The organism is Streptomyces sp. SID12501 (genome assembly GCF_010550245.1).
Classification (GTDB): domain Bacteria; phylum Actinomycetota; class Actinomycetes; order Streptomycetales; family Streptomycetaceae; genus Streptomyces.
Map to the genome: position 1 here is coordinate 1 of NZ_JAAGLU010000069.1, position 23,886 is coordinate 23,886.

At 68.0% G+C, this 23,886-nt stretch carries 25 protein-coding genes; 8 read left to right on the top strand and 17 right to left on the bottom strand.

The window, feature by feature from the left end; all coding sequences use genetic code 11:
• Positions 1-115 precede the first annotated feature (115 nt).
• The 3 genes from G3I71_RS43020 to G3I71_RS43030 form a co-directional block, all read right to left on the bottom strand.
• A complete protein-coding gene (locus tag G3I71_RS43020) occupies positions 116-676 on the bottom strand; it encodes a hypothetical protein (RefSeq protein ID WP_164323984.1) in 561 nt (186 codons plus the stop codon).
• Positions 677-805: 129 nt separating this feature from the next.
• Positions 806-1,738, bottom strand: a complete 933-nt coding sequence (locus G3I71_RS43025) for a pyridoxamine 5'-phosphate oxidase family protein (RefSeq protein WP_164323986.1) — start codon at positions 1,736-1,738, stop codon at positions 806-808.
• A gap of 118 nt (positions 1,739-1,856) precedes the next feature.
• Positions 1,857-3,143, bottom strand: coding sequence for a BTAD domain-containing putative transcriptional regulator (locus G3I71_RS43030; RefSeq protein ID WP_164323987.1), 1,287 nt, complete (start codon positions 3,141-3,143; stop codon positions 1,857-1,859).
• Positions 3,144-3,322: 179 nt separating this feature from the next.
• On the opposite strand from G3I71_RS43030, the gene G3I71_RS43035 reads away from it, so the two are divergent.
• Positions 3,323-4,165: a phosphotransferase gene (locus G3I71_RS43035; RefSeq protein WP_164323989.1), complete on the top strand. Its 843-nt coding sequence runs from the start codon at positions 3,323-3,325 to the stop codon at positions 4,163-4,165.
• A 427-nt stretch (positions 4,166-4,592) separates the two neighbouring features.
• Here G3I71_RS43035 and G3I71_RS43040 read toward each other — a convergent pair whose 3' ends face one another.
• Complete coding sequence (locus G3I71_RS43040) at positions 4,593-5,069, bottom strand: macro domain-containing protein (RefSeq protein ID WP_164323991.1); 477 nt, start codon at positions 5,067-5,069, stop codon at positions 4,593-4,595.
• Between the two features lie 719 nt (positions 5,070-5,788).
• On the opposite strand from G3I71_RS43040, the gene G3I71_RS43045 reads away from it, so the two are divergent.
• Positions 5,789-6,223: a hypothetical protein gene (locus G3I71_RS43045; RefSeq protein ID WP_164323993.1), complete on the top strand. Its 435-nt coding sequence runs from the start codon at positions 5,789-5,791 to the stop codon at positions 6,221-6,223.
• A gap of 210 nt (positions 6,224-6,433) precedes the next feature.
• Here G3I71_RS43045 and G3I71_RS43050 read toward each other — a convergent pair whose 3' ends face one another.
• The 6 genes from G3I71_RS43050 to G3I71_RS43075 form a co-directional block, all read right to left on the bottom strand.
• The gene (locus G3I71_RS43050) at positions 6,434-7,519 is read right to left on the bottom strand and encodes a hypothetical protein (protein ID WP_164323995.1); all 1,086 of its coding nucleotides are present in this window, start codon (positions 7,517-7,519) and stop codon (positions 6,434-6,436) included.
• Positions 7,520-7,760: 241 nt separating this feature from the next.
• Entirely contained in the window at positions 7,761-8,243 is a 483-nt protein-coding gene (locus tag G3I71_RS43055; protein WP_164323997.1) for a DUF6193 family natural product biosynthesis protein, read from the bottom strand.
• 116 nt (positions 8,244-8,359) lie between these two features.
• Positions 8,360-8,896: an RICIN domain-containing protein gene (locus G3I71_RS43060; protein WP_164323999.1), complete on the bottom strand. Its 537-nt coding sequence runs from the start codon at positions 8,894-8,896 to the stop codon at positions 8,360-8,362.
• 281 nt (positions 8,897-9,177) lie between these two features.
• Complete coding sequence (locus G3I71_RS43065; RefSeq protein ID WP_164324001.1) at positions 9,178-9,834, bottom strand: RICIN domain-containing protein; 657 nt, start codon at positions 9,832-9,834, stop codon at positions 9,178-9,180.
• Positions 9,835-10,145: 311 nt separating this feature from the next.
• On the bottom strand, positions 10,146-10,418 hold the full coding sequence (locus tag G3I71_RS43070) for a DUF4242 domain-containing protein (protein ID WP_164324003.1): 273 nt from the start codon (positions 10,416-10,418) through the stop codon (positions 10,146-10,148).
• 67 nt (positions 10,419-10,485) lie between these two features.
• On the bottom strand, positions 10,486-12,981 hold the full coding sequence (locus G3I71_RS43075; RefSeq protein WP_164324005.1) for an AAA family ATPase: 2,496 nt from the start codon (positions 12,979-12,981) through the stop codon (positions 10,486-10,488).
• A 506-nt stretch (positions 12,982-13,487) separates the two neighbouring features.
• Between G3I71_RS43075 and G3I71_RS43080 the strand changes: the two genes are divergently transcribed.
• Together G3I71_RS43080 and G3I71_RS43085 are read left to right on the top strand one after the other, a co-directional pair.
• On the top strand, positions 13,488-13,649 hold the full coding sequence (locus G3I71_RS43080) for a hypothetical protein (protein WP_164324007.1): 162 nt from the start codon (positions 13,488-13,490) through the stop codon (positions 13,647-13,649).
• Between the two features lie 538 nt (positions 13,650-14,187).
• Entirely contained in the window at positions 14,188-15,321 is a 1,134-nt protein-coding gene (locus G3I71_RS43085; RefSeq protein WP_164324009.1) for a hypothetical protein, read from the top strand.
• A gap of 776 nt (positions 15,322-16,097) precedes the next feature.
• Here the strand turns inward: G3I71_RS43085 and G3I71_RS43090 are convergent.
• Positions 16,098-16,454 (bottom strand): DoxX family protein, encoded by a 357-nt coding sequence (locus G3I71_RS43090; RefSeq protein WP_164324011.1) that lies wholly within the window; start codon positions 16,452-16,454, stop codon positions 16,098-16,100.
• 248 nt (positions 16,455-16,702) lie between these two features.
• Between G3I71_RS43090 and G3I71_RS43095 the strand changes: the two genes are divergently transcribed.
• Together G3I71_RS43095 and G3I71_RS43100 are read left to right on the top strand one after the other, a co-directional pair.
• Positions 16,703-17,092, top strand: coding sequence for a hypothetical protein (locus G3I71_RS43095; protein WP_239149707.1), 390 nt, complete (start codon positions 16,703-16,705; stop codon positions 17,090-17,092).
• A 39-nt stretch (positions 17,093-17,131) separates the two neighbouring features.
• On the top strand, positions 17,132-17,470 hold the full coding sequence (locus tag G3I71_RS43100; protein ID WP_164324013.1) for a cupin domain-containing protein: 339 nt from the start codon (positions 17,132-17,134) through the stop codon (positions 17,468-17,470).
• A 290-nt stretch (positions 17,471-17,760) separates the two neighbouring features.
• Here G3I71_RS43100 and G3I71_RS43105 read toward each other — a convergent pair whose 3' ends face one another.
• The 3 genes from G3I71_RS43105 to G3I71_RS43115 form a co-directional block, all read right to left on the bottom strand.
• Positions 17,761-18,285 (bottom strand): hypothetical protein, encoded by a 525-nt coding sequence (locus G3I71_RS43105; protein WP_164324015.1) that lies wholly within the window; start codon positions 18,283-18,285, stop codon positions 17,761-17,763.
• Positions 18,286-18,505: 220 nt separating this feature from the next.
• Entirely contained in the window at positions 18,506-19,963 is a 1,458-nt protein-coding gene (locus G3I71_RS43110) for an NF041680 family putative transposase (RefSeq protein WP_164324017.1), read from the bottom strand.
• Positions 19,964-20,119: 156 nt separating this feature from the next.
• Positions 20,120-20,731 (bottom strand): DinB family protein, encoded by a 612-nt coding sequence (locus tag G3I71_RS43115; protein WP_164324019.1) that lies wholly within the window; start codon positions 20,729-20,731, stop codon positions 20,120-20,122.
• 5 nt (positions 20,732-20,736) lie between these two features.
• Between G3I71_RS43115 and G3I71_RS52465 the strand changes: the two genes are divergently transcribed.
• A complete protein-coding gene (locus G3I71_RS52465; protein ID WP_275409393.1) occupies positions 20,737-20,865 on the top strand; it encodes a hypothetical protein in 129 nt (42 codons plus the stop codon).
• Positions 20,866-21,270: 405 nt separating this feature from the next.
• Here G3I71_RS52465 and G3I71_RS43120 read toward each other — a convergent pair whose 3' ends face one another.
• Complete coding sequence (locus tag G3I71_RS43120) at positions 21,271-21,543, bottom strand: hypothetical protein (RefSeq protein WP_239149708.1); 273 nt, start codon at positions 21,541-21,543, stop codon at positions 21,271-21,273.
• Between the two features lie 364 nt (positions 21,544-21,907).
• Between G3I71_RS43120 and G3I71_RS43125 the strand changes: the two genes are divergently transcribed.
• Complete coding sequence (locus G3I71_RS43125) at positions 21,908-22,336, top strand: ester cyclase (protein WP_164324021.1); 429 nt, start codon at positions 21,908-21,910, stop codon at positions 22,334-22,336.
• A gap of 75 nt (positions 22,337-22,411) precedes the next feature.
• On the opposite strand, the gene G3I71_RS43130 is transcribed toward G3I71_RS43125, so the two are convergent.
• Both G3I71_RS43130 and G3I71_RS43135 read right to left on the bottom strand, forming a co-directional pair.
• Positions 22,412-22,834: a hypothetical protein gene (locus tag G3I71_RS43130; protein ID WP_164324023.1), complete on the bottom strand. Its 423-nt coding sequence runs from the start codon at positions 22,832-22,834 to the stop codon at positions 22,412-22,414.
• A complete protein-coding gene (locus G3I71_RS43135; protein WP_164324025.1) occupies positions 22,831-23,661 on the bottom strand; it encodes an IS5 family transposase in 831 nt (276 codons plus the stop codon). The genes G3I71_RS43130 and G3I71_RS43135 overlap by 4 nt, the downstream gene beginning before the upstream one ends.
• Between the last annotated feature and the right edge of the window lie 225 nt (positions 23,662-23,886).

A 23,886-nucleotide genomic window follows, 5' to 3' on the forward strand; every position in this document is an offset into this window, starting at 1 on the left:
GCCGGCGACCGGAAGAAGACCACCCGACCTGCGGGCAGAGACCTGCCCGAGCCGGATGCGGTGAAAGATCGCACGTCCGGTTCCTAGGGGGCCGGGGCGCAGCAATGCGCTCCGGCTACCCGACCAAGCGGCAGTCGACCCGGTTCATCTCTAGCGCCCGCTGGAGCATGACCGGCAGCGGCCGTCTGATCCTGCCGAAGATCGGCGCGGTGAAGGTGAAGCGGTCCCGCACCCTGTCCCCACCCCCACCCTCACCTCCGTCACCGTCACCGTCATCAAGGACGCGGCCGGACGGTACTTCGCCTCCTTCGTCATCGGCCCCGCCGCCGACGCGACACGGATACCCCAAGCCGACCGCACCATCGGCATCGTCCATCCGGCTCAACCAGGGACGGGCCGACGAGGCCGAACCGTACGACCGGCTTCTCCACGACGCGCTGGGACCGCTCGTCGGTGAGGGCCTGGCCGTCGTACTGGCCCAGCGAGGTGTTCGGGACCGGGCCTGTGCCGTCTCCTTCGCCCCGTCCGGCTGCGTGACCGTTCCCACGGCGTACGGCTCTGTTCCCAGGCCCGGCTGGACGCTCTGCCCGGCGACCGCCGCGCTGCCGCCGGGCTCGTCCCGCTGCTGCTTCCGCTGCGCGACCAACTGGGCGGCGCCCACGACGGTGTTCGACACCTGGTCGCTCGCCCACTCGCCGGGCGAGGTGTACCGGCTGCTCGGTGACGGTCCGAGGCGCGCGGGCAGTTCGCGTATGCCGAGGCCGTCGCCCGGCGGTGGGCTCGGAACATCTGGCTGCCGCTGCCGCTATCCGTTCGCCGGCCGTGCCGCCGCCTCTTGTGCGAGTGCCCTGAACCCGTCCCACCGCACCGCCGGGCGGGACAGACCGCGCCGTTCCAGATAGCCGTCGGTTGCCCTGCGGGCGTTGCGCAACGTACGGAACATGTCGGCCGCCCGGCCCGCGCCCGTCGGCTCGATCACCTTCTCCGGGACCACCCACCAGCGGGCACCGTCACTGCGGAGCTCGCCCCGCACGAGCGCGTTGTGCAGGTTCGCGAGGCGGCCGTCGTGGCGGTGCACCAGGAGACTGGCCGGACCCGGCACCATCTCGTGGTCCGGGTCCGGTTCGACGGCGAAGCCGTCTTCGGTCGGCTCGGTCCGCGTACGCACCAGTACGGGCGCGCCGGAGGCGTCGCGGGCGCCCAGCACCGCGCTGGGGAAGCGGGCGAGCAGACCGGCGCCCAGTGGCCGCGGCCCGGCCGGGGCCGGGGCGGTGGCTGCGAGCGGGAGCAGCGGGGGCCGGGTGGTCATCCGTGTCGGGGTCACCGTGATGTGCAGTCGCAGGTAGTACCAGCCCATGAGCCAACGGCCGGGTGGGACAACGTACTTGCGGCTGTCGGGCTGCCGCTCGAACAGTGTGGTCCAGTAGTCCTCCGCGCCCTCGGGGCCCGTCATGATGTCGTCCGGGCAGACCGCCGTACCGGTGACGAACAGCTGGGTGGCGTCGGCCAGCCCGCTGCCCGTCGGGTCGGAGAACAGAAGTGCCACCCGGCCGTCCCGGCGCACGTTGAGGGCTTTCTGCGCGAAGGCCGGTGACGTGGTCACCAGGATGGTGCCGTCCTCGCGACGGCGGGCGGCGGTCGGCCACGTCAGCGGGGTGCCGTCACGCCCCAGGGTCACGAATTCGCAGGTTCGGTACGCGTCCATCGTGTCGGTGAGGGACGGGTCGAGAATGGTCATGCGCAGAAACCTAGGCGGTGTTCCGGCCCTGTCCGGGCCCGTACGCCGAACGAGGCCTTTGGGGCACAGACTCGGAGTCTTCGAGGCAGAAATCGGGGCGCCCGCGTGGCTCCGGTCTTCAGCGGCCGACGGCCGCATCACGTGCGGCGGCAGCCAGGTGCTCCGAGCCGTACTGCCGTGCGACGGCCTCGGCGTGGGCGAACTGCCCGCGCGCCTCGGTTTCTTCACCGAGGAGCCGGTGGAGGCCGCCGAGGAAATGGGTGACGGGTCGGCAGGCGAAGGAGGTGCTGGCGGCGCTGACGAGCTGGTCATGTGCGGGGCTCAACAGCGGGATCAATGCCCGCGCGGCAGTCCGGCCGCCGGGCCGGAGGGCCAGTTCCGAGCGGACCGCCAGGGCGATGCCGAACAGGTAGCCGGGCGGTGGAGTGCGGCGCGGGACGAGGGCCCGTGGCGACCCGCTGTGCCCGGCAAGGACGGGTCGCCTCCGCGCCGTCCGTGGACGCCGACGCCGGCCGGGCGGGGACGGCGGGGGCCAGGTCCGCGCGGTCAGCCGGTCGACGAACGTGTCGACGGCGGCCGGAGTGACCAGGCCGTGCGGGCCACTGAGCGAGTGTGCCGGGCCGCTCCACGCCCCGTCCGCCGCGTCAACGAGGTCACCGGATCCGACCAACTCTGCCGTCTCGATGGCGCGTTGAAGGGTGAAGCGCGCGGATACGATCGCCCCGGCCCGGATCTGTGCCCGCAGTAACCGCCCCAGCAGAAGGACCAGTTGCCCGGGGCGCTCCTCCCACGCGGAAGGTATCAACGCGAAGCACTCGATGGCCTGGTTGAGGAGCTCCACCGCTGTGTCGTGGGCGTAGCGCCGCTCGGCCAGTTCGGCCGCCCGCAGATCGTCGGCGCGCCCCACGAACAGGTCGTCCGTCGCCGGGGCGAGGGCCGACGGCCCGGGTTCCGGTACGGCGGCATGCAGCACCTCCGTTCGCCCGGTCCGGAGCGCCGTCTCCAACTCGGTCAGGGCGTCCCCGGGGCGCAGCCCCAGTTCGTCGGTGATGAGCGAGGCCGCCCGGCGCAGCTCGGCCAGCGCCTCCGCCTGCCGTCCGGAGGCCCACAGCGCGAGGGCGAGCAGCCGCCGGCCCTCCTCCCGCAGCAGATGATCCCGGACGAACGACTGGGCCCTCGGCACGGCCTCGCCGATCCGACCGGTACAACGCCGCCACGGCTCGTCAGCAGCAGGCCGAGGAGCGCACGCTGCCGAGGACTCCCGAGGTGGACAGGCGCACCGTCGATGTCGGCACCGATCGGCCCCAGGACCCGAACACAGAGCATGACGTGCAAATCTACAGCGCTGACCCGCTGCCCCAACTGCTCGTCGGGCCGTCGACAAGTCCGTTCGGTGACAGTCCACTTACCGATACGCACCGGCGGACCATCAAGAATGATCGAGGCCAGGGCCTGTGCAGGTCTCTTTTTGCGATGCTTGTCGCCGGGTCCGGGTATGGCCGCTGAACGATATTCACGAAGACACTGGTGGCGTCGCCGTTGTCCCCGGACGCGCGTGTGTACTCAAGAATGAGGGAGAACAGCATGGAGCCATTGGATCTCCGCCGCGCAGTTGTGGCGGGACGGGCGACCGCTTCGCAGCTGGGCCTTCAGGTCGACGATGCGATCGTCATCCACAACTCGGACCGTGTCGCGCTGCGACTGGTCCCCTGCGATGTGCTGGCTCGGGTCGCACCTTCGGGGCACCTGGCTGATTCCGAGTTCGAAGTAGAGGTTGCTCGCCGTCTTACCGACGTCGACGCTCCGGTGGCTGAACTCGACCCTCGGGTCGAGCCCCGAGTCCATCTACGTGATGCTTTCGCCATCTCGCTCTGGACCTACTACGAACCGGTGGGATCAGAGATCCCGCCGGCCGACTACGCAGACGTGTTCCTGCGGCACCATGCCGCCCTGCGCCAGATCGACCTGGATGCACCGCATTTCACCGATCGAGTCGCCGTGGCACTGAGAGAGGTGAACGACCGGGAGCAGTCGCCCGAACTGCCCGATTCCGACCGGGAACTCCTCAGCGGCACACTCAGTGGACTGAGCGCCGCGATCAGCAGTGACAGAGACGACGACCAGTTGCTGCACGGCGAGCCTCATCCGGGCAATCTCCTGAACACAAGGAGAGGGCCGCTTTTCGTAGACCTCGCCACATGTTGCCGCGGGCCGATCGAGTTCGACCTCGCCCACGCGCCCGAAGAAGTAGGAAAACACTATGCGGGGGCTGACGATGGCCTGATTCACCGGTGCCGCGCCCTGAACTGGGCGATGTTCTCGGCCTGGCGGTGGCGCCGAGACGACCAGATGCCTGACCGGGGCCACTGGCGAGGGGAGGGGCTCAACCAGGTTCGTGCTGCACTCGATCGCTGCGGACTGGTCTGAACCGGAGACGGAGAAGTTGCTGGCTCCCGGTCCGCTGAGCCGTCTGCGGCATCCCGACACGGTGCAGCGGTTGAACTCGGCAGATACGAGGGGACAGCTCATCTCCTCGCCCAGCGCCCACATGAACGACCCGGACACGGGCTCGTTCGTCACATGATCGGCCGGGCAGCTCCTCATCGGCGTCGAAGTGTTGGAGGCCAGTTCAAAACTGATGCTCCCTTCGGATGCGCAGCCGGTGCGATCTCACTGTTACGGCGTGCCCCGCGCCGACGGGTGTGGCACCGCTACGGTCAGTCCGGCCCGCCGTTTTCCCCCGAAGCGGCGGGCCGTTCGCGTTCTGCGGGCTGGAGGACGTGGCCCACGCTCGAGGTTGGACGCGCAGGTTGACAATGAACCTGCGGCCCTGAGATCAGGCAGAGAATCGGTCTCAGGTGTAGCCGTAGACGGTGGCGGCGATGTCGCGGGCACTCAGGTTTGTGCTGATGAGCGGCTCGATGCGTTCCCACTTGCCGCCGGCGAGGCCGCAGCCGATCCGGGGCATGTGAACGGAGGCCTTGTTGGCGAGGGCGTGCTCAGCGACGGCGTGCAGGCAGCGTTCGACGGCGTCGTATCGGATGGGCGGACCGCCGCTTCCCACTTTCATCCCGCGCTGCGCGACCATGTTCGCGACCCAGATGTCGGATCGCACGCGGACCATCTGTACTGCTCCGAGGGCGAAGTCGTTGCCTGCGCGTTCGCGGTGCCAGCGGCGGTACTCGCGCTCCGGTTCGGGCCAGTGACGTGAGATCGCCAGGACGAATCCCTTGCCCCATCCGCCGAGGTCATTACAGACATGGGCGATGACCTTCGGGCCCTTCGCCTGGGGGTTGGTCGCGTCGCCCGAGACGATCCTCAACAATTTCACGGAGTCATGGTCGCCTGCTCCACGATGAGAGGCCAATGCTATTTCTCGTGCCGCTCTCATCGTGAGCCGCGTTCCTGGTGCTCGATGGGCAGCTCCAGAATCGACCGGGCCGAGCGCGCGGAACGGATGACAGTTCGAGGCGGTCGAGGTCGCGCTCTGCCTTCGCCCGGTAGTACGCGGCCGTCTCGTGCCGTTCGGCGGGGATCAGACCCGTGTCGCCGGCGGCGCTGAGGCAGGCTGCGGCGACCTCGCGGTGTTCGTGCTGGCGGCGGGCGAGCGCGCCGAGGGTTTCGGCCAGGGTGTTCGCGGCGGTTTCCTGCGGGAAGACGGCTGCCCCGGGTCGGGGCGGGCGGGGCGACGGGTTCCCAGAAGTAGTCACTGATGATGTAGTGCCAGGCTGCGCCGGTGAGTCAGTCGAGTTCGAGTTCGAGTTCGAGGCCGAAGTCGCGGGCCAGGGCAAGGTCCTGGCGACGAGCGCCGACCAGCAGGATGCGGTCGAGGTCCTGGCCGGAGCTTCAGTGCTCGCCCAGGGAGTGGAAGGCCGGTGGATGCTGAACGCGCCAAGCGCAGCAGACCTTCCGGGCCCGGCGAGGTTTTCGGTATAGGCACTGTTGTGAGATCGGTGGTCTGGCCGGTACGGGGAAACATGGTCGACAGCCGGTGATTCGGACGGCGAAGATGCGCTGGCTTCCGATCAGACCTCACACCAGGAGCCGGACGTGTCCAGGACCGCAGACGTGGACCTTGTGTTTGAGCGCGCCGTCACCGCGAGCGCCGTGGTGAGCGCGTTGACGGAAGCGGGGTGGTCCCTGGAGGAGCCGCTCGGGCTCTCCTACATGGTGAACGACGACGGCATGTTCGACTGGCAGGCGACATCCGTCGACCAGGCCGATGAGATCCTGTCCCGACTGGACGCTCCGGAGAATCGTGCATTCGAGGTCGCGATCTGTGTTTACCACCCGGGAGCGGGAACCGGTGGCCAGCTGCTGTTCCTCCCGGACCGTTCGCAGTGCTGCTTCCTCCCGACGATCTACCGGCGAAGCCTGCCGGGAGCACCCAGGCTCACTGACATCGCCTGGTACCTGAACGCCTTGGTCCCCGCCCTTCTGCCTGCCGGTCTCCTCAGCTACGAAGCGCGCGATCTGGCCGACTAGTGCGAAATGGGCACCCGGGGTGGAGTCACTCCGCACCTTCAGGCCTTGGCTTCGACAACGCCAGGCGGAGTCGGAGCAGACCTACCGATGGAGTCGGTTGTCACTGACCAAGCCACGCGATCCTCGTTCGATACAGGGGACCAGCTCCGAGCTCCGGCTTCAGGCCCCACCAGGTGTCCGCCCGAAGCACTGCCGGCCTGATCTCTGGCGTCAGGAAGGCCGGTGGGTCCCGTCGGAGGGTGACGTGCGGGCGAACCAGGTCCGTGACTCGTCCGCGGTAAGGACGCGGGTCACCTCGGCCGTGCCCGGAAGGTGCGGGAAGAAGCGGTCGGCGTTCCAACTGCGTTGGTATGTCGGCTCGTCGAGTACGAGGAGGCGACGTCCCTCAACCATGGGGATGTCGTCGGGCAGCCCTTCGTTCCAGATCCGTTCGCCGTCCGGGGTGAGGAGTTCGAAGGTCCCGGTCGCGACGGTCTGGGTGCGTCCCTGGGCGGGCTCGGGGTCTGTGGCCAGGCGGACGCTCTCCGCGGAGGGCATGGAGCCGGGCACGTGGCCGCCGCCGACGAGGACGTGAGCGAGCAGCGTGTGCAGCTGAAAGTTGTCCCCGATGCCGCCGATGCGCACCTCGAACCCGGTCCCGGTGGGCCTGTGAAGCACGATGAGAGCCTCGTCGTCCAGGACCGCCAGCGCGTAGGCCAGGCATTTCAGGTCGTGCCGCTCCAGGGCCGCCACGTCGCGGCAGGCGGGGAGGATCGCGGATGCGTGCTGTCGGCGTACCTCGGCGCTGCGGCACAGTACGGCCAGCGCGGGCGGCTGCCACTCCTCGACCGAGCACCAGGCCAGCGCCAGTCGCGTGGCCTCGTGCCTGTCGACGCCGAGGCGGGCCAGCAGTGCGTCGTCGATGTTCTTCTCGTCCGGCTCAGGCAGCTCGTCCTCGGCCGCACCGGTGGCTGTCCAGCGGCGGGCGAACTCCAGGGCGTCGAGCAGGTCCTGGTGGACGCCGGCGAGGATCGGCTCGGCGCAGTCTGCCGGATCGGCCCCGTGCTCGACGCAGAAACCCGCCGCCATCGCCAGCATCGGCCGCGGGCCGGTGGGCGGAAAGGCGGGAAGCAGCGCCGCCAACCGGGGTCCTGCCGGAACGCGTTCGGTGTCCGACGCCGACTGCACACGCTTCATCATGGCGGTGAAGGCCTGCCCGGTACGGTCGCCGTCGCGAGCGGCGACCGCCTCCTCCAGCTCGGACACGACGGCGGCGAGGCCCGAAGACTCCCGCTTCCTCTTGAAGATCACTGGCATACCTTAGGCCTGAGGTTTGCCCGGTGTCATCAGGCCAAGGCTGTTCGAATCCCGTGCAGCTGCGGTTCCGTAGCGCAGCCGATTTGAGCAAGACCGGGGAGATCGTGAACCGACCGCTACTGTTCCTCGGCGTCGAGGGGCCGTGTGAGCGGGCGCGTAATCGGCTCGGGCCGCGTTTTGATGAATGTTCTTGGTTTGTGTATGTGAGTGGTCTGGCCTCGGTCGGTGTGGCCGTGTGCCGTCACGTGTGCTTGTCGGCGGAGGTGGTGACGACCGGCTCGAAGTCGGCTGGTAGGAGTTTCACTGCCAGATTCACCGCTTCTGTGGCAGTTTCGACTTCACCGACTACGGCGAGGGGATCACGGCGGCGGACTGTGAACGATCCGCTGCGCAGAGGTTCGATGGATCCGGCCTGCACGGTCCAGGGGTAGTTGGTGCGGCTGCTGAAGAGCAGGGTGAAGTGACTGGTGAACGGATACAGCCGCCGTAGCCGTGGTGTCGCGGCAGCGGCCTCCAGCAGCGCAACGATGCCCGGATAGGGGTGTCCTGGCGAGCGGATCTCGTGGACATCGCGTGCCCACTGCCAGCTGAGTTGTAGAGACAGCCATCGGGCTTCGACGGCGGCGGCCGGCCCGTGACTGCGCGCTGCAGCCATGTCGGGCAGAACCGGCTTTGGAGGCAGGGGCGGCGGTTCTGAGGCTTGACTGCTCGGGTTCACCGCCACAGTGTGCTCCTGCCTGGGCTTTCACGGAATCACGGGCGGGGAGGGAATCTTGTCGTCCGGCCGACTCCGGAGGTCCGGGCAGCCCAGACCTCCGGAGTGGTTCGTTCTCGCCGAGGTCAGGACTGGTTCCACTCCTGCGACCAGGCGGTGTAGCAGGTGTACTGCACTTCCTGGGTGCGGTCGCCCGTGCTCTCGTTGAGGGGCTGCAGGCATTTGCCGCTGTGCCGGGTGACCAGCCGCGGCCAGCCGGCGTGGGTGCTCGTCTGCGTGGTCCACTGCTGGTTGTAGCCGCCGTTGCAGTCGGCGATCTCGACGACGGCGTTGGTGGCCTGGTTTGAGTTCACGACCTCCATGCACCTGCCGCTGCTTGCGACGACCATCTGGAAGTAGCCACTGTCGGTCGCCCGGAGCGTCCACTGCTGGTTGACGGTTCCGTTGCAGGTGTACTGCTGGACCACAGAGCCGTTGACCTGACCTCCGACGTCCAGGCACTTGCCGGTGTAGTAGTTCTTGTACTGGTAGTAGGTCACAGCCCGAGGCTGGACGGTCGCGGCGCCCGCGCTCGCCGGTGAGGTGAAAGCCAGGACCGAGACGGACGCCGCGGCCATCGCCGTGATCCCGGTAGCAGCCTTCCGGGCGGTGGGTCTTCTCATGCCGATGTCTCCTCTTCGTTTGTTCCGGGACCGCGCAGTGACGGCATTTCCGCAAGGGCCGGTAGCGGGACGTGGCCTGCCCATCGAGCGCGCGGAATGTGGCAGGGAAGCGATTGGCGGGCTGTTGAGCCGGGGGACGCATTCCCAGCGGCCTCGGCGGGAACGGGAACCGGAGGCCGAGACGAGCCGGACAGATCCAGTCGGCGCGTGAGGTTCCGGGCGCACAGGTTGTCCGTGGCTCCCCGCCAACTCGCTTCTTGGTCAGGCGGGTTGGCGGAGACTCAGGAGCTCAGGATCCACATCTGGGCCGTCGGGGGATGAGCGTCACTGCAGCCCCACTGCATGAGCTGGCTGCCGGCGGCGCCGACCGTGTCGAGGCACAGGCCAGTGCCCGCGTGTTCGAACTTCTGGTAGGTCAACTCACCGACGTCCACGTTGTTTTTGATCCAGTATTCCGACCCCGAGGTGTTGCAGGTGTATTGATCGACTGCCTCGCCCGGGGTGCTGGTGCCGTTGTTGACCTCGACGCAGAACCCGCTTGCCTGATTCACGAGGGAGTAGGTTTTCGCTGCGCCGGGCACCGGTATGAACGCCCATTTCTGGGTGGGGGAATCGCTGCAGTCGGCCAGCTGAAGCCGGACGTTGAGCTGCCCGCCCGGTGCGTCGATGCACTGGCCGAAGGCCACGTTCTTCAGTGTGTGAAAAGCGCTGGCCGGTGTGAGGGCGGTGACACGGGCGGAGTGGTCCGCCGCGGATCCCGCGGCCGGCGCGGCGGCACTGGCTCCGGCCGTCATGGTGACCATGCTGGCGGCCGCCAGTAACGCCCCTGCCGAAGCGACCATCCTGTTTCTCATTCTCATTGTTCTGATCTCCGGTTCTTTTCGGTCGGAAAATTTGAACAGCCTGTCTTGACAAAGCTGTTGGGTATCGACGAGCACGCCCTGCGTGTGGACATCGTGTCCCGCCGGACGCGCCTTCGCGATTCTTGTTCTGCTCAGCGGACCGGACACTGTTTCGGCTCTTCGCGCTCTGCCGGAGTCACGGAGTCGCTGTACCCGCCGAACACGGGCTGGGTCCTGCGGACCTACTGCCGTAGGGACACGGTGTGTTGACACCGGACTCTTTGGCGACCTCCGAATTTCCTCCTTTTTCGCTGGTGAAGGGAGCCAGACCTTCGCCCCGTGTCGTCGCGCGCCGACGGCTGCAGGTACCGCGGTTGGGGTCGCCGGCGTCGACGGCTGGGCAAGGGTCAGTGATAGAAGTACGGGTCCAGGACGCTGACTTCGGTGATCCGGTCGACGGGCAGACCTGTGGTCTGCGCGGCCTGGCGTACGGCTTCCGGTGACGGCCCGTCGTACACGCAGTAGGTCACGCTCTTGTCCCGGCTCACGTACGATTGCACCCAGGTGACCGCCGATGCGGCGTTGCCCTCGACGACGCTCTTGCACGCCTTGGCGCCCTCGTCGTCCATCGGGATGTGCAGACCCTCGGTGAAGGTCCGTTGCACGAGATATCGCGGCATGTTGCACGCTCCTTTCCGACAGCCACTGTCCGCCCGGGAGCGGCCTTGGGACATCGGGAGCCGTTCCCTATGTTCGCTCCGCGATCTCCCCATGTCTGGCGGCCTCCTGGCGGCTACGCACGCCGAGCTTGGCCAGGATGGAGGAGACGTGATGCCCGGCCGTCTTCTCCGCGATGCGGAGCCGGTCGGCGATCTCGGAGTTCCGCAGCCCGAACCTGAGCAGGGTGAGGACATCGGCTTCGCGTGCCGTGAGCCCGTTGGGATGGGCCAGAGTGGAACGCCGTGGGGTCCGGATTCCCAGGTCGCGCATCCGCCGGGCCACTTGGTCCGCGGCAGGCCGCGCCCCGAGGCCCTCGAACCCGCGCAGGGCCTCACGCAGGTGATCCGGGCTCTGCGCGAGCGCCATGGCCGACTCGTACGGGCAACCGAGCTCGTCCCAGGCCCGGGCGGCCTCCACGGGGTTCATCCGATACGGCGGGGCGGCGGCCAAGTGGACCACCCCGGGCTCCGGTTGCAGCCACTGCCCGAGTTCACCGATCGCCCAGCCGATGCCGAGCCGTACCGCCGTCTCGTAACTCTCGGACAGGCCGCTGTCGGGCTGCTGTCCGCTCAGACACGCGAGTTCGGCGCGTCCGGCGGCGACCGGCCACAGGCGTTGCAGGTCTCCGGTCTGTTCGGCCAGTGACGACGCCTCGTCGAGGATGTCCGCCGCATCCGGCTCTCCCTGCCGGGTCCGCAGGCGCCCCAGCACGGTGAGCGCGACGATCCGGCTCGGCGTGCACTCGGTGGCTCCCACCTGCTCCACCATCGCTTCTGCCGCTGACCACTCCCCGCGCTCGAACAGGCACCGTGCCAGCCACGCTGTGGCGTAACTGCGTACGTCGTCCAGGTCCCGGTCGGAGCACCACTTCATGGCCTCGCGCAGCCAGTGTTCCGCGAGGTCATAGCGACGGACCTCGCCTGCCGCGGATCCGAGGTTGACCATCGCGCTTCCGACGGCACCGTCGTCATTGGCCGCGTGGGCCGCCTGAAGACTTCGGAGCATGGTCTGCTCGGCCAGGTCCGGCTCGACGGACCACTGTGCGGAGCCGACCGCGTTGAGCGCCCGGGCGAGCAGGGTCTGTTCACCGAACCGCTCGGCGAGCACGGCGGCGTGACTTCCGGTCCGCACCGCCCCGGGGATGTCCCGGGCAAGCATCAGAAGATACGCCGACCAGGTGTACGCGGCGACCAGCCCGGGGCCCTCCGGCAGCCGCTCGGCAAGGGCGAGTGCCTGCCGCACCATGGCATGCGCCTCGGCGTTCCGGCCCTGGTTCCACAAGTAGTAGGAGCAGTACGCCATCAGAGCGGCCTCGCGCTCCTGGTCGCCTTCCTCCCGCCAGCACTCGATCGCCCGACGGGAGGAGAGCACGGCCGCGGCACTCCGTCCGGCGTGCGCGCACGCCTCGCCGTGGCGTTCAAGCAGTTCCGCATGTCGGCGCGGGCTGATCCCGTCGGCGAACCGCAGCGCCTGGGCATAGTGATCGGCCGCCTGTCGGTGAGCGCCGACGGCAGATGCCCGCCTCGCCGCTGCACCGGCGTGTACGAGTACGGCCGCCGCGTCGCCTGCCTCCTCCGCGTGATAGACGAGCCGGGCCGGATCGCTGCCCCACCGCGTCAGATCCGCCAGTGCACGCTCATGCAGCTCGGTCTTACGCGCAGACGTGATGCTCTCCTCGATGGCCAGTCTGGCCAGCTCGTGGCGGAACAGGATCCGCGTGCCGTCGCGAATCAGCATTCCCGCATCCACGCAGCCGTCAACGTCCGTCCTGGGCGCCTGAACCAATGGCGCGGGAGCATAACCGGGGAAGACGGCCACGGAGTTGAGTGCGTCACGCTCCGCGGGGCGGAGACCGGCCGCCCGGGCCAGCACCGCGTCGCGTACCGTCTCGGGAACCCTGCGGTCGGGATCGGCCAGGACCTCAGTCACGAAGAAGGGGTTGCCGCCGGCCCGGGCGTGCAGTTCCGCGGCATCCGGACCGTCCGGCCCGACCAGTGTCGCGACTGCCGCGGCCGAGAGAGGCGACAGCCGAATACGCAGCACACTCCTGTCGGTGGCGAGCGCTCCGAGCACAGCGCGCAGCGAGTGATCCGATCCGACCTCGTCGTCCCGATAGGTGATGACGAGCAGGCCACGAGTGGTAGAGATCCGACGGGCGGTGAACATGAGCAGGTCGAGTGTCGCTTCGTCGGCCCAGTGCGCGTCCTCCACCACGGCGACTGCTTCCCGTACCGTCAACTGATCCAGGAACGCGGTGAACATCGCGTGACGCGGGCTCTCCGCAGCCATCGCGGCGGCCAGTTCACCTGTCGCCTGCCGTGCGATGTCGTGGAGCGGACCGAGTGGCTGCGGCGTCCGCAGAGCGTCGCACGAACCCCACAGAACCAGCCGGGTCAGGCCGTCGCAGAACGCCCTGACAAGAGCGGTCTTGCCGATACCCGCCTCACCGGACACCAGGACCACCCGCCCTGCTGGGCAGTGTCGCAGCGCATCAAGCCACTGCTCCCGCTCAAGTAACGCCATATCGGGGATGGTAGTCCCAGGCCCCCACCGCGCAGCCACCGAGAAACCGGACACCTCCGTGGTCGGCGAAACCCCGGACACGGGACGTCGCGTGCGGCGCCGTAGCGGTGGTCGGCGGCGTACACGGTGCAGTGCGGGCAGGCCAGCCGTGTATCCCTCCGACACCGAAAGGCGCGGGCACACCCGTGCGGGGAGGTCGCGATCTACGACCGCGGGCCACGGCTGCCGGAGACCGGGGGCAAAGACGAGAGCGAACAGCTGGAACGGGAAAGCGGCACAAGCGCACACCGCGCATGCCTCTCAGCGGAGAGACATGCGCGGTTCGGCGGCCGGGGTTCACCGGTGGCCGCAGGCGTGTGGCGTCAGCTGCAGGTCCGGTAGTTGCAACCGGCGAGCCGTGTGCTGCCGTTACCGTCCGGCAAGCTGTAGTAGCCGTCCGCGTTACGGCTGAGGTGAAGTCGTGCGCGACCCCGTCGTACCGCAGGTGCGCGGTGTAGCCGTCGGCGGTGCTGCCCGACACGAAGTACAGGGACCACTTCGTCGCCATCGACGTACCTCCCGGCGCCGACATGAGCCCCTTGTCCACCCTGCTGCAACGGGAAGTCGACGAGGCCGGCGCCTTCTGGGAATGGGCTGACGCCATGCCGTTCTCCACCACACGGAGCTGACCACGCCGCGACTGTCCCGGCGCAAGCCAATTCTTGGGGCCACCTCAGGACGTCGGGAAGCCACAGAACCTTCACCAACTGGGGCCGATCGAGGGCAACATGCCGGGGCCGCTGAACGCAACGTCCCAGCCGGCGAGGGGAGAGCTCTCCCTCCCGCACGGCGACGCCCACCGCCGTGCGGGGGCCGGACCTGTCACCGATTCGACGCGTACCGTCGGAGAATCCCGAGGCCGCGACGACCACGACACCCCTCCCGACAACCCGCCGACCCTGTCGGACGCCGCTGCGAAAGCGAGCCCCGCAACGAGCCACCGAAAGGCGACCGCCCTCCGCACGTCACCGTGTTCGGCTTCGGCCACAGCGGGTCTCCCCGTCCAGCCAGGGTTTCGCTGAAGGGGAGTTGACCGTCGTCCGGGCTCTGAGCTGCTGCCGGCACAACCATCATGCGGGGCGAACGGTCTCATGAGTGAGCAAACAGTTACGGGGGGCGAACGTGCAGGACCCGCGCAGCACCCCTCGTAGACAACGGGGAGCAGTGATGAAGACAGGCATGTACCTCAAGGTCGCGATCGTCGCGGCGCTCGCGGCAGCCACCGTGACCATCGCCCCAGCCGCAGTCTCAGTGGCGGACGGTGCGGCTCCCGCCGCGTGGGCCCGGGGCCAGGCCCCGGCCTGGCATACCTCTCTGGCGGGGACGCTCACGGACAACTCCGCGCTCTTCGACATCGCGTCGGTCGGTCCGGACGCCGCCTGGGCGGTGGGAACCCAGTACGTCGACGGCGTCGGCCAGGGCGTCATCCTGCGCTGGAACGGCAGAACCTGGCAGCAGCAGTCCACCCCCGCCGTGCCGGATACCGGAGTGTGGCATGCCGTGGACGGGGTGTCCGCGCACGACGTCTGGGCGTACGGCTGGGACCAGGAGGGCGAGACCCTGGGTCATTACGACGGCAAGCGGTGGACGCAGACGCCACTGCCTGAGGAGAAGGGCTACGGCTTCGCGAAGCTCGCGGCCGTCCCGGGCAAGGCCTGGCTGGTGAGCGACACCGCGATCAACTCCTACGCCCACGGCGTCTGGCAGAGCACACCTCTCCCAAGTGGCGTCCGCATCAGCGCCATCGAAGCGCGGACCGCCCAAGATGCCTGGGCGGTCGGGCAGTTCGCGTACGCCGGACAGCCGGGCCGATCCGTGCTCCTGCACTGGGACGGCCGTTCGTGGACCGAGACCGCGCCGGCCGGCAGCAATCTTGGGATCACGGCCGTGTACCAGGAGTCAGCCCGCAGCGTCTGGGTCACCGCTCTCACTCCGTACGTCGAAGACGAACAGCAGCAGACCAAGGTCCTGCACTGGAACGGCCGCACATGGCGCGACGTCACCGGGCCGGTCGACGGGCTGTGGGCCGGTGCCATCACCGGCGACGGCAAGGGCACCGTCTGGGTCTCGGGCGATCGCTACGGCTACGAGGGCACCGCCCTCTACTGGCGCCTGCGCCACGGCATCTGGACCTCCGTAGAGGGTGACGCCGTCCCCGGCGGCCAAACCCAGGCGTACGACATCGAGGCCCTCGCTCCCACCGGCCGCACCGGACAGTTCTGGTCCGTCGGCACCTACGGACTGATCACCGGAGAGTCCACCTCCGCCCAGTACGAGCTGATCCAGCGTTCGACTCGCTGAACCCGGCGCTGAACGCAGGGGGCGACGGGAGTCGGCGAAGCGACCTCGGCCGAGTCACAGGTGGCTTCGAACGAGTTTGTTGGCCCTGCGGGAAGCCGCCCTCCGACGGGGCTTGGTCATCGCGACATCCCTCAGACCAGTTGCGACGACCTGGAGAACTGAAGCCGGGAGTCCCTTCCATTTCCGGTCCCGGGGTCGGGGGCGGGGGCCGGTGAGGACACGGTGGGTGACGATGTGCCGCCGCACGACGTACCGGCCCTGTGGAACGGTTCGGGGCCGTACTGGCACGTCGCGCGTCCGTCAGGTGCGCAGGCGAGCTCGAAGGCGCCGATAGGCGCGCATCGGACTCGCTTGACGCGCAGGCCTTTCCGGAAGGGGCGGCCGGTGCGCTGGTCCAGGAGGAACGACTCGGTGACGATGTGGCAGAAGAGGCGACGCAGCTCGGAGTTGAGCCGCCGGAGGTCGGCGGTGAAGCGGGGAGGGCCTCGTAGCCCGGCGTCGGGCTCCTCCAGGAAACGTGCAGCCTCGGGTGCTGCCAGCGCTCCCAGCCATGCCCTCCGGGAAAACCGGGCGCTCCGAAGCGGCGGGCCGTTCGCGCTCTGAGTGCTCGGGGGCGAGGCCTGTATCGCGTCTGGCGGCGTCGCCCCGGCCGAAGCTGAAGGCCGGTGTTGTCGAGCAGGCACGGCTGGTCATCGAGGATCTGACCCGTGAGCAGGTCATCGACCGGCGTGTCCGCGCCGGTCGACGATGACCAGGGAGCTTCTGGGCTCCGTGGGTTACCAGGGGCCGTGGTCGATCAGGCCCAGAGCCAGGATGGCCGCCGCGGTGGAGAGGAACACGATCCCGCCAACGATGTTGCGTGAGCCCACCCGCAGGTGGGCGATGATGGCGCCGATGAAGTACAGCAGGAGGCCGGAGGCGGCGAGGGTTCCCAGGAGCGGTACGGCGAGCCCGGCCAGCAGCCCCACCGTTCCCGCTGCCAGCAGCGTGCCCAGTACCGGGACCCACTTCCGGGGTATGCCCTTCATATCCGCCTGGGTCTTGGGGTATTCGTGGCCGATCAGGTAGGTGACGGCGGCGGCACCGTTGAAGACTGCGCCGAGGATGGTGACCGTGACGTATGCGGTGAACACAATTTTTCCGTTTCTGTGGGGAACAGTGTTGCTGGGTACTCCGGGATGGGATGCCGTTCCCCTTGAGGACGAGCCGGCGACTCGATGTGTGACATCTGGCCGTGTAGGTCGCGAACAGGAACGGTTGTCGACACGTTCTGAGAACGACCTTGGGCCGCCGATCACGGGGATGCTGGTGAGGAGGAGAAACGAGGCAACTGCCGTCTGGCCGTCGGGGCTTCGGAGGCCTGGACCACTGGGGATGGCCGATGCGGGATGATCTCCTCATGGACAGAGTTGTTGATCTTGGCGAAGTGGCTGTCGTTCTGTCTGAGCGGACCGCAGGCTGGACGTCGGCGGGCCTTGAAGTCGGTGTTACGACGTGGAGGGATGCGTCGGCGCCTTGGCCTCAGCCACTGGAGACCGACAGGGCTCGGGTTCATGATCCGGACTCCGTTGGCGTGGTCATATCCGGTCCTGGGGAAGCCGTGCTGTCGGTTGTGCTGTTCCGTGGTGGCTGGGCGGACGTGGACTTCGTGGCTGACCTTGACGACGCCGGTTGCCTGCCCGCCTCGGGGATCACCTCGGCGTCGGATTTCGGGACGCGGATGGATCACTGGGTTACTCGTGTCTTCGGGAGCCTCGGCAGCGTTCGGTGAGTGCTGCTCCGCGTCCGCACTGTTCGCAGAAAGTCACTGATGAAGAACGAGCGGGAATTCTTTTCACCGGACGCCATGCAGTGGTGCACCGGGCCGCAGCCGGGGACCGCCGAGAGGATTCTGAGCAGGGACGAGGCGGATCCGGAGGTGCTGACCCGGCTCGTGCGCTGGGAGCCCGGCCTCGACACCTCGCCCTCCGGAGTGATCCGGCATGAGTGGGTCGAGGAGGCCTATCTGCTCGAAGGAGACCTGCACGACCTGTCCCTGGATCAGACCTTCTACGCCGGAGACTTCGCAGCCCGGTCTCCAGGCATGGAACATGGCCCGTACCGGACAGCCGGAGGGTGCGTAATGCTGGAGATCCGCTACCGGCCGTAGAGCAGATGCCGAGTCCAGGTCGCCTTGCTGGCACTCCAGGTCAAGGATCCTGTCGGGCCTCTCCCGGAATGTGGCGTATTCGTATTGCCCGACCTTGATCCGACCGGTGGGGTTGCGGAAGATCGTCCTTGGTTGCCCGGGTTCCACAACCGGGGCTGCCTCGGGCGTCGTGGTGGCCGTGCTGATGTTGATGTCGTGCGGCGCGCCGCCTCATGGCGGTCTCGCCCGTCGGCTCTGCAGGTCAGCGGCGGTTCAGGCAGGCATGAGACGCCACGCCGCGCAGAGCGAACTCATCCTGGCGTCGTGTTTCGCGCCGAGGAATACAGGAACTGGCCCTTTCCCAGGGGTTGTTCCTCGACCTTGCCGCACCACACGAGTACGCCGTGGCGTCGCTCCCAGGAGGACATGTACACGCCCTTGACGATTCGCTCCGGTATGAATACGACCGCCCAACCGATGGCCCAGGGATCATAGAGTAGGCCGAAAACCAGGGATGACAGCGCGACGAAGACAACGAAGGATCCGTCGAAGCTGCGGCGCATGGACTCACGCGGAGCGGGGAGTGTCGCCTTGGGGTCGGTCAGGGGGACTACGCTCTCGAGATAGCGCTTCTCGCCGCCCAGCCAGTGCGACCGGACCGAAATCGCCAGCAGGCCGAAGAGCGTGCTGATCCCTAATATGCCCAAAAGAGAAAGGACCTTGTCGCTTTCGGCCCGCGGCAGCCCGCGCACGCCGAAGACCACAGGCGCGGCGAAGGCCATGGCGACCCCCGCTTCAACGATCGTCGCCAATTGATGGTGAACGTAGCGCACCATGGCATTCCCCTCCGCATGCGCCTGCCCAGGGCGCACGCAGGACTCACTATGTACACCGTGCGCCCCTCGGTAAACCCCTCTGCTTCCTTTGCCCGATGCCGCTGCGTGCCATTGGCCGTCTGCTCGCACGTCATTGGCGGAACCGTGACTTCAACGTCAGGTTCCGGGGCGCCCAGGTGACTTCAGGACCACGCGAGGAACGTCGACCCTAGCTTGATCTTTAACCAGTGCGGCGTGGTCGTGGGGTAGTTGACTTCTTCGTCCGCTGTTTCGCAGGTTGTGTCCTGCGGGGTGTGTGCACGTCGTGGCGGGGAGTGGGCCGGGTGTTCTTTTGGCCCGGCGGCCGTCCGGGGCCCGGACGAGAAGGTTTCGGTGCTTGGGCTGGGCAGACCGCTTGTGGGCGGATGTGCCGGAAGTCGCGGCGGACTCGGGCGGGGGTCAGCCTGTCCGGGGAACTGGGTTTCTCCCAAGGGCGACGCCGGTCGGCTGCGAGTGGGCGGGCGAGCCGAAGTTGGGTGTAGGCAGCGAGGATCAGCCAGGTCCATCGGTCGGCTGCCTCGGGGGTGCGGATCTTCGGTGAGGTCCAGCCCAGGGTCTGCTTGAACAGGCGGAAGGTGTGCTCGATGTCGAGGCGTCGCAGGTATGCCTGCCAGAGACGGTCGGCGTCCGCCGGGGTGGCATCGGTGTCTGACCACCACAACCAGACCGGCTTCGGTGTTGCTCCGCTGGGCAGGTGGTCGATGTCCAGGCGGATCACCGTCCCCTCGACGATCGGGAGGGTGCCGTCGGCGGCTGCCCAGGAGGAGCGGTGGGTCAGCTTGGGGTGCAGCCGGTTCCAGGACCGGGCCCTGGCGGTTCCGTAGAGGCGTGTGTCGGTGACCGTTTCGGTGTCCGGGGTGCCCCAGGTGTCGGGCTGCCCGAAGACGAACTCGCCGCCGTGCCGGGCCGGGCGGCCCTGGGTGTGTGGCAGTCGGGGCGGGACAGCTCTGCGCAGGACGCGGTCGGATCGCATCCGGGCCAGCACCTGGACCGGCAGGTCTTTGAGGAGGAAGCCGAGGCGGGGTGCGTCGTATCCGGCGTCCGCGACGATGAGGATGTCGGGGGCGCCCGTCTGCCACTGCCCCGCTGCGATCAGTCGCTGAAGCAGATCGCGCAGTTGCCGGGCGGTGACGGTGGCGGTGTCGTCCCCAGGCGTCAGACGCAGTGCGTCCAGGGGTGCGGTCCATGAGCTGCGGCCGGGTTCGAGTGCGCAGATGATCGAGTAGGGCCAGCCGGGGACGGGGATGTGCTGATCCTTGCCTCTGCCATACGTGTGGCACAGGATCCGCTGCGGTGAGGTGTGGGCGTCGGGCCGCAGCCAGCAGGTGACGTCGATGGCTAGGACCAGCCGCCCGTCGGCAGCCCGCGGCAGTGGTACTTCGGCCAGTGCCCGCCGCAGTCGGCCGGCATCGATGCGTCCACGGGCCACCGCGGCATAGAGCCCTCCATGGCCGCGGCGGTGCTCACCCACCAGTGACAGCTCGGCCAGCGACCTCACCGGCCCGTCGCCGCACAGAACAGCATCAGCCAGCTCGAACAACGCGTCCGAACGAGCGGTCAGGCAGGCGTAGAACTCGCCCCGGAAGCATGACAGTTGCGCCAACGGCTCTCGCCGGGCGTCGTGCTGCAGCAGACTCATCCTCACGGCCTTCGTGCTGAATGTGTGTGTTCCTTGGTCGGAGCACATGTTCAGCCGAAGGCCGCCTCCGTGTATGGCAGTTACCGAACCGGGTGATCAAGTTCGACGAACCATTCGACGTCGGACGTTAAAGATCAAGCTAGTCGGGTAGCCGGGTCACGGCAACGTGACCCGGCTACCCGACAAAGCCTTGATTGGTGCGGCCGACCTGGCAGCCTGCTCGATCTTCGCGCAGTAGGCTGCACGGGCTTCCTTGTCGATCTGCTGCTCGTGTTCGGCGCGCAACCCGGTCCGGCCGTCGAGGCTCTCGCGCAGGATATCGGCGTGCCCGGTATGCCGGATGGTCTCGCCGAGGACATGGACCATGACGGCGAACAGGTTCGTGTCGGCATAAGGCTCCGGCCACCACGGCACGTGGCCGGGGGCGTCGAGGGGAAGCTCGTTGATCGTCGCGTCCGAGTGTTCCCACGTGCGCCGGTAGAACCCGATGATCTGATCGCGGGTCTCGTCCTCGGCCGCCCACTGATCGCTGCCGTCGGAGTCCTGCCATCGGGACAGCGGTTCCGGGGAAGGGCGGTCGAAGACCTCGCCGAAGTACCTGGCCTCGACGGTGGCCACGTGTTTGACCAGGCCGAGGAGGTTGGTCCCGGTCGCTGTCAAAGGTCGGCGGGCGTCGTATTCGGACAAGCCGTCGAGTTTCCAGAGCAGCGCCTTGCGGTCCCGCCGCAGTCTCCCGTGCAGGTTGTCTTTCGCGAATTCGTCGATCATGCGGCATGAGCCTGCCATGGCCTGCTCGTGGTCTCAAGATCCCGTACGCGGTCCGCAACGACTGGCAGAGCCGAGGACTGGCCATGGCCGCCGCCCTGACCTGCTACAAGAAGCTCGGGAAACCTGCCACGTGAGACAACCTCTTAGCCGCGATCATTCTTGACGGTCCGCCGATGGAGTCGGCGGACCGTTTCGCTTTCGGTGGCTGAGGGTGGGCAGGCCGACCGACAGCCCGAGTGTCGCGTCGGGTGGGCGCCGGGTTCCACTGCTCCGGTGTGGTGGTGCGGGTCGTTGGGGTGGTCGGTGTGGCTGGTCATCAGGGGCTCGGCAAGGCATTGAGCCGGTCGATTGCCCGGGTGAACTCGTGGGTCCAGGGTCATCGCGTGGTGAAACGGAGCCAGCTGCGGCGGCTGGTGGTGAGCGGTTGGGCGGCGGGGGAGAAGATCCGTAGGCGGTGTTTCTTAGAGGGCGGTTCGTGAGGTGTTGTCCGTTTCCAGGTGAGGTTGGGGCAGGGCCGCTGGTCGCGGGGGCTTGGTCGGCTACTGCTTTCTGGTGAAGCTGCCGGCGTCGGCCTCGGTGAGGACGTCGAGCCTGACGAGGCGTTTCAGCTTGGCGCGGGTGCCATCGATGTTCTTCGGCAGCGGTTCGTGGTCGAGGGCTTCGCAGACATCACGGGCCCGGAGGGGGCCGGTGACCTCGTTGAAGACGGCGAGGATGCGGGGGTAGTCCGGGTGCTCGGGAAGGTCGGGCGCGGCGGTCTGGGCCGGGAGACGGTCAGCGAGAGCAGTGATGGTCTTCCGGTTGATCGTCAAGTGTTCGTCATCACTGACGCGGCGCTTTCTGCCGCACACGCTGCGCCCCGTTCTCCGCCGTGACGTTCACGGCTGACGGCGTGCCCCGGCGCTCGACCGGTAGGCCGCCACACGATCCCACTCGCCTCGGAACTTGCTTGCGGCCTCTCGGTCGCTCCGATAACATTACGATCGTAAGTTAATGAGTGGTCGCCCTCCCCGTGATGACGCTCGTGACCGGCGGGTCCCGGGCTCGGAAGGGGTGGTCGCACTCGCGCAAGTCGGAAACGTGCCAGACCCTGCTCGTCCAACCCGCCTGTTCGACCCGATTCCCCTGTCCGTCACCGGGGCGGAGCCGCTCCGTCCATCCACATTGGAGAAGCACATGTCTTCCTCGAACGTCGAGACCCGAACGTCCGCCGCCGACTTGCACCGGCTTGCCGATGAGTACGTCAGGCGCGTCAACCTGCGCGACCTCGACGCCCTGTTCGCCCTGTACGCGCCGGACTTCCGCAACCACGCCGCCGACGGCACCACCACCGGCCTCGATGAGGCCCGCGCGGTGCTTGCGTCGTTCCTCGACGCGGTCCCCGACTTCGCCGCCACGCCGGTCCGTGTCATCGCCGAGGACGACTGGTTCGCGATCACCTTTATCCTCACCGGCACGAACACCGGGCCCTTCAACGGCACTCCCGCCACCGGCCGATCGATCAAGGTGCTGGAGGTCCGCATGTTCAAGGTGGCCGACGGGAAGCTCACCGACCACTGGGGCCTCATCGACCTGGCGACGCTCTTCGCCCAGTTGCAGTCCTGAGGGGGTTACGTGAGTTGATGCCTGTTTCACCCTTTCGGGAGGGGCAGGCGGGCCGGCCGCAGCGTCGCCGGGCGGCTACGGCCGCGGCTGGGTGAACAAGCCCTGCTCGGTCTCGACCAGGATTCCGCGCTCGGTCAGCCGCTTGAGCTTCAGGCGGGTGTTGTTGATGGTGTTGGACGCGATCTCCATGTCCATCGCCTCGCACACCTGCCGCGCCCGCAGCGGAGCGTCGGCCGCGGTGAATACTGCCAGGATCTGCTGGTAGGCCGGATGGTCGGGCAGCTTCGGCGCCGGCGGCGCGGGTGGCTGCGGATCGGGCAGCTCCAGCAGTGTCTTGCGGGTGATCCGGATCTCCTCAGCGGCCCTGCCGAGCTCGTCCAGCCGTGCGGTCAGCTGCTCGATCTGCTCTCCCGTCGTCTCGGCCTGCGCGGCGATCTCGCGTTCCCGCTCCTCCAGCCGGGCCAGCACCGCCCCGAGGGTCAGCTCCCCGCCGGTCATGTGCTGCGCCAGGCCGCAGCGGTGGCCCCGGTCAGCCGGCGCAGTAACACTGCGGTCATCGCCCAGTACACCCTCGACTCCGAACTGCGCGGCAGGTGCTCGTAGTCGCGCACCAGCCTGCGGTGCAGCATCAAGATCCCGTAGGCGCGCTCCACGATCCACCGCTTGGGGATCGGCACGAACCCGGTCTGCGCCGGGTTGCGCTCGACGATCTCCACCTCGATGCCGACCTGCACCCCGTGCGCGACGACGGCGTTCTTGAAGCCCTGGTCGACCAGGGCCTTCTGCACGGTGTCGGTGTCGGCGGCGACCTTGTCCAGCAGCGCGATGCCGGCGGCGTTGTCGTGCACGGACGCGGCGAGCACCACCACCGCGATCACCAGGCCCAACACGTCAACGGCCAGGCCGCGCTTGCGGCCCGGTACTTTTTTTGCCGCATCACACCCCGTCGACTCGGCGGGCACCCCGGCCGCCGCATGCACGCTCTGGGTGTCGAGCACCACCAGGCTCGGGTCCGCTTTCCGCCGCGCCTTCTCCCGCACCTGCCAGCGCAGCAGGTCGTGGATGGTCTGGTCGGTGCCGTCGTCGCGCCACTTGGCGAAGTAGTACATCACCGCGCCGCGCGGCGGCAGGTCGTGCGGAAGCAGGTCCCACTGGCAGCCGGTGCGGCCCTGGTAGAGGAGCGCGTTGACGATCTCCCGCATCTCGTACCGTCCCTGGTGGCCGCTGACCGAACGGTGTGCGGCCTTCCACGCGACAATCACCGGCTCGATCAGCGCCCACTGCACGTCGGACAGGTCGGTCTTGTACGGCTTGCGCTCGCTCACGGTCCTCAGCCCAGCACGCCCGAGCCCTCCGACCGGCAGGGATGCCGCAGTCCCACACGTTCAGGTGACGACAAATCACCTGTCAACTCGTATATCGCCCTCTTAGAAGCCGTATCTCAACCGAACATGATCGCTTGATCTCTGCTGGTCAGGCATGGTTTCGCTCGTAGTGAGGGAGGCATGCGGCGTCTTGTTTCCGCTCCGTGAGCGAGGGGTGCGCGATGG

Coding starts and splice junctions, on each gene's coding strand:
- G3I71_RS43115 (WP_164324019.1), bottom strand. CDS start 20,731: ATGATCGACGAATTCGCGAAAGACAACCTGCACGGGAGACTGCGGCGG.
- G3I71_RS43035 (WP_164323989.1), top strand. CDS start 3,323: ATGGAGCCATTGGATCTCCGCCGCGCAGTTGTGGCGGGACGGGCGACC.
- G3I71_RS43025 (WP_164323986.1), bottom strand. CDS start 1,738: ATGACCATTCTCGACCCGTCCCTCACCGACACGATGGACGCGTACCGA.
- G3I71_RS43060 (WP_164323999.1), bottom strand. CDS start 8,896: ATGAGAAGACCCACCGCCCGGAAGGCTGCTACCGGGATCACGGCGATG.
- G3I71_RS43130 (WP_164324023.1), bottom strand. CDS start 22,834: ATGACCGGCGGGGAGCTGACCCTCGGGGCGGTGCTGGCCCGGCTGGAG.
- G3I71_RS43050 (WP_164323995.1), bottom strand. CDS start 7,519: ATGCCAGTGATCTTCAAGAGGAAGCGGGAGTCTTCGGGCCTCGCCGCC.
- G3I71_RS43075 (WP_164324005.1), bottom strand. CDS start 12,981: ATGGCGTTACTTGAGCGGGAGCAGTGGCTTGATGCGCTGCGACACTGC.
- G3I71_RS43085 (WP_164324009.1), top strand. CDS start 14,188: ATGAAGACAGGCATGTACCTCAAGGTCGCGATCGTCGCGGCGCTCGCG.
- G3I71_RS43110 (WP_164324017.1), bottom strand. CDS start 19,963: ATGAGTCTGCTGCAGCACGACGCCCGGCGAGAGCCGTTGGCGCAACTG.
- G3I71_RS43125 (WP_164324021.1), top strand. CDS start 21,908: ATGTCTTCCTCGAACGTCGAGACCCGAACGTCCGCCGCCGACTTGCAC.
- G3I71_RS43105 (WP_164324015.1), bottom strand. CDS start 18,285: ATGGTGCGCTACGTTCACCATCAATTGGCGACGATCGTTGAAGCGGGG.
- G3I71_RS43100 (WP_164324013.1), top strand. CDS start 17,132: ATGAAGAACGAGCGGGAATTCTTTTCACCGGACGCCATGCAGTGGTGC.
- G3I71_RS43095 (WP_239149707.1), top strand. CDS start 16,703: ATGCGGGATGATCTCCTCATGGACAGAGTTGTTGATCTTGGCGAAGTG.
- G3I71_RS43070 (WP_164324003.1), bottom strand. CDS start 10,418: ATGCCGCGATATCTCGTGCAACGGACCTTCACCGAGGGTCTGCACATC.
- G3I71_RS52465 (WP_275409393.1), top strand. CDS start 20,737: ATGAGCCTGCCATGGCCTGCTCGTGGTCTCAAGATCCCGTACGCGGTC.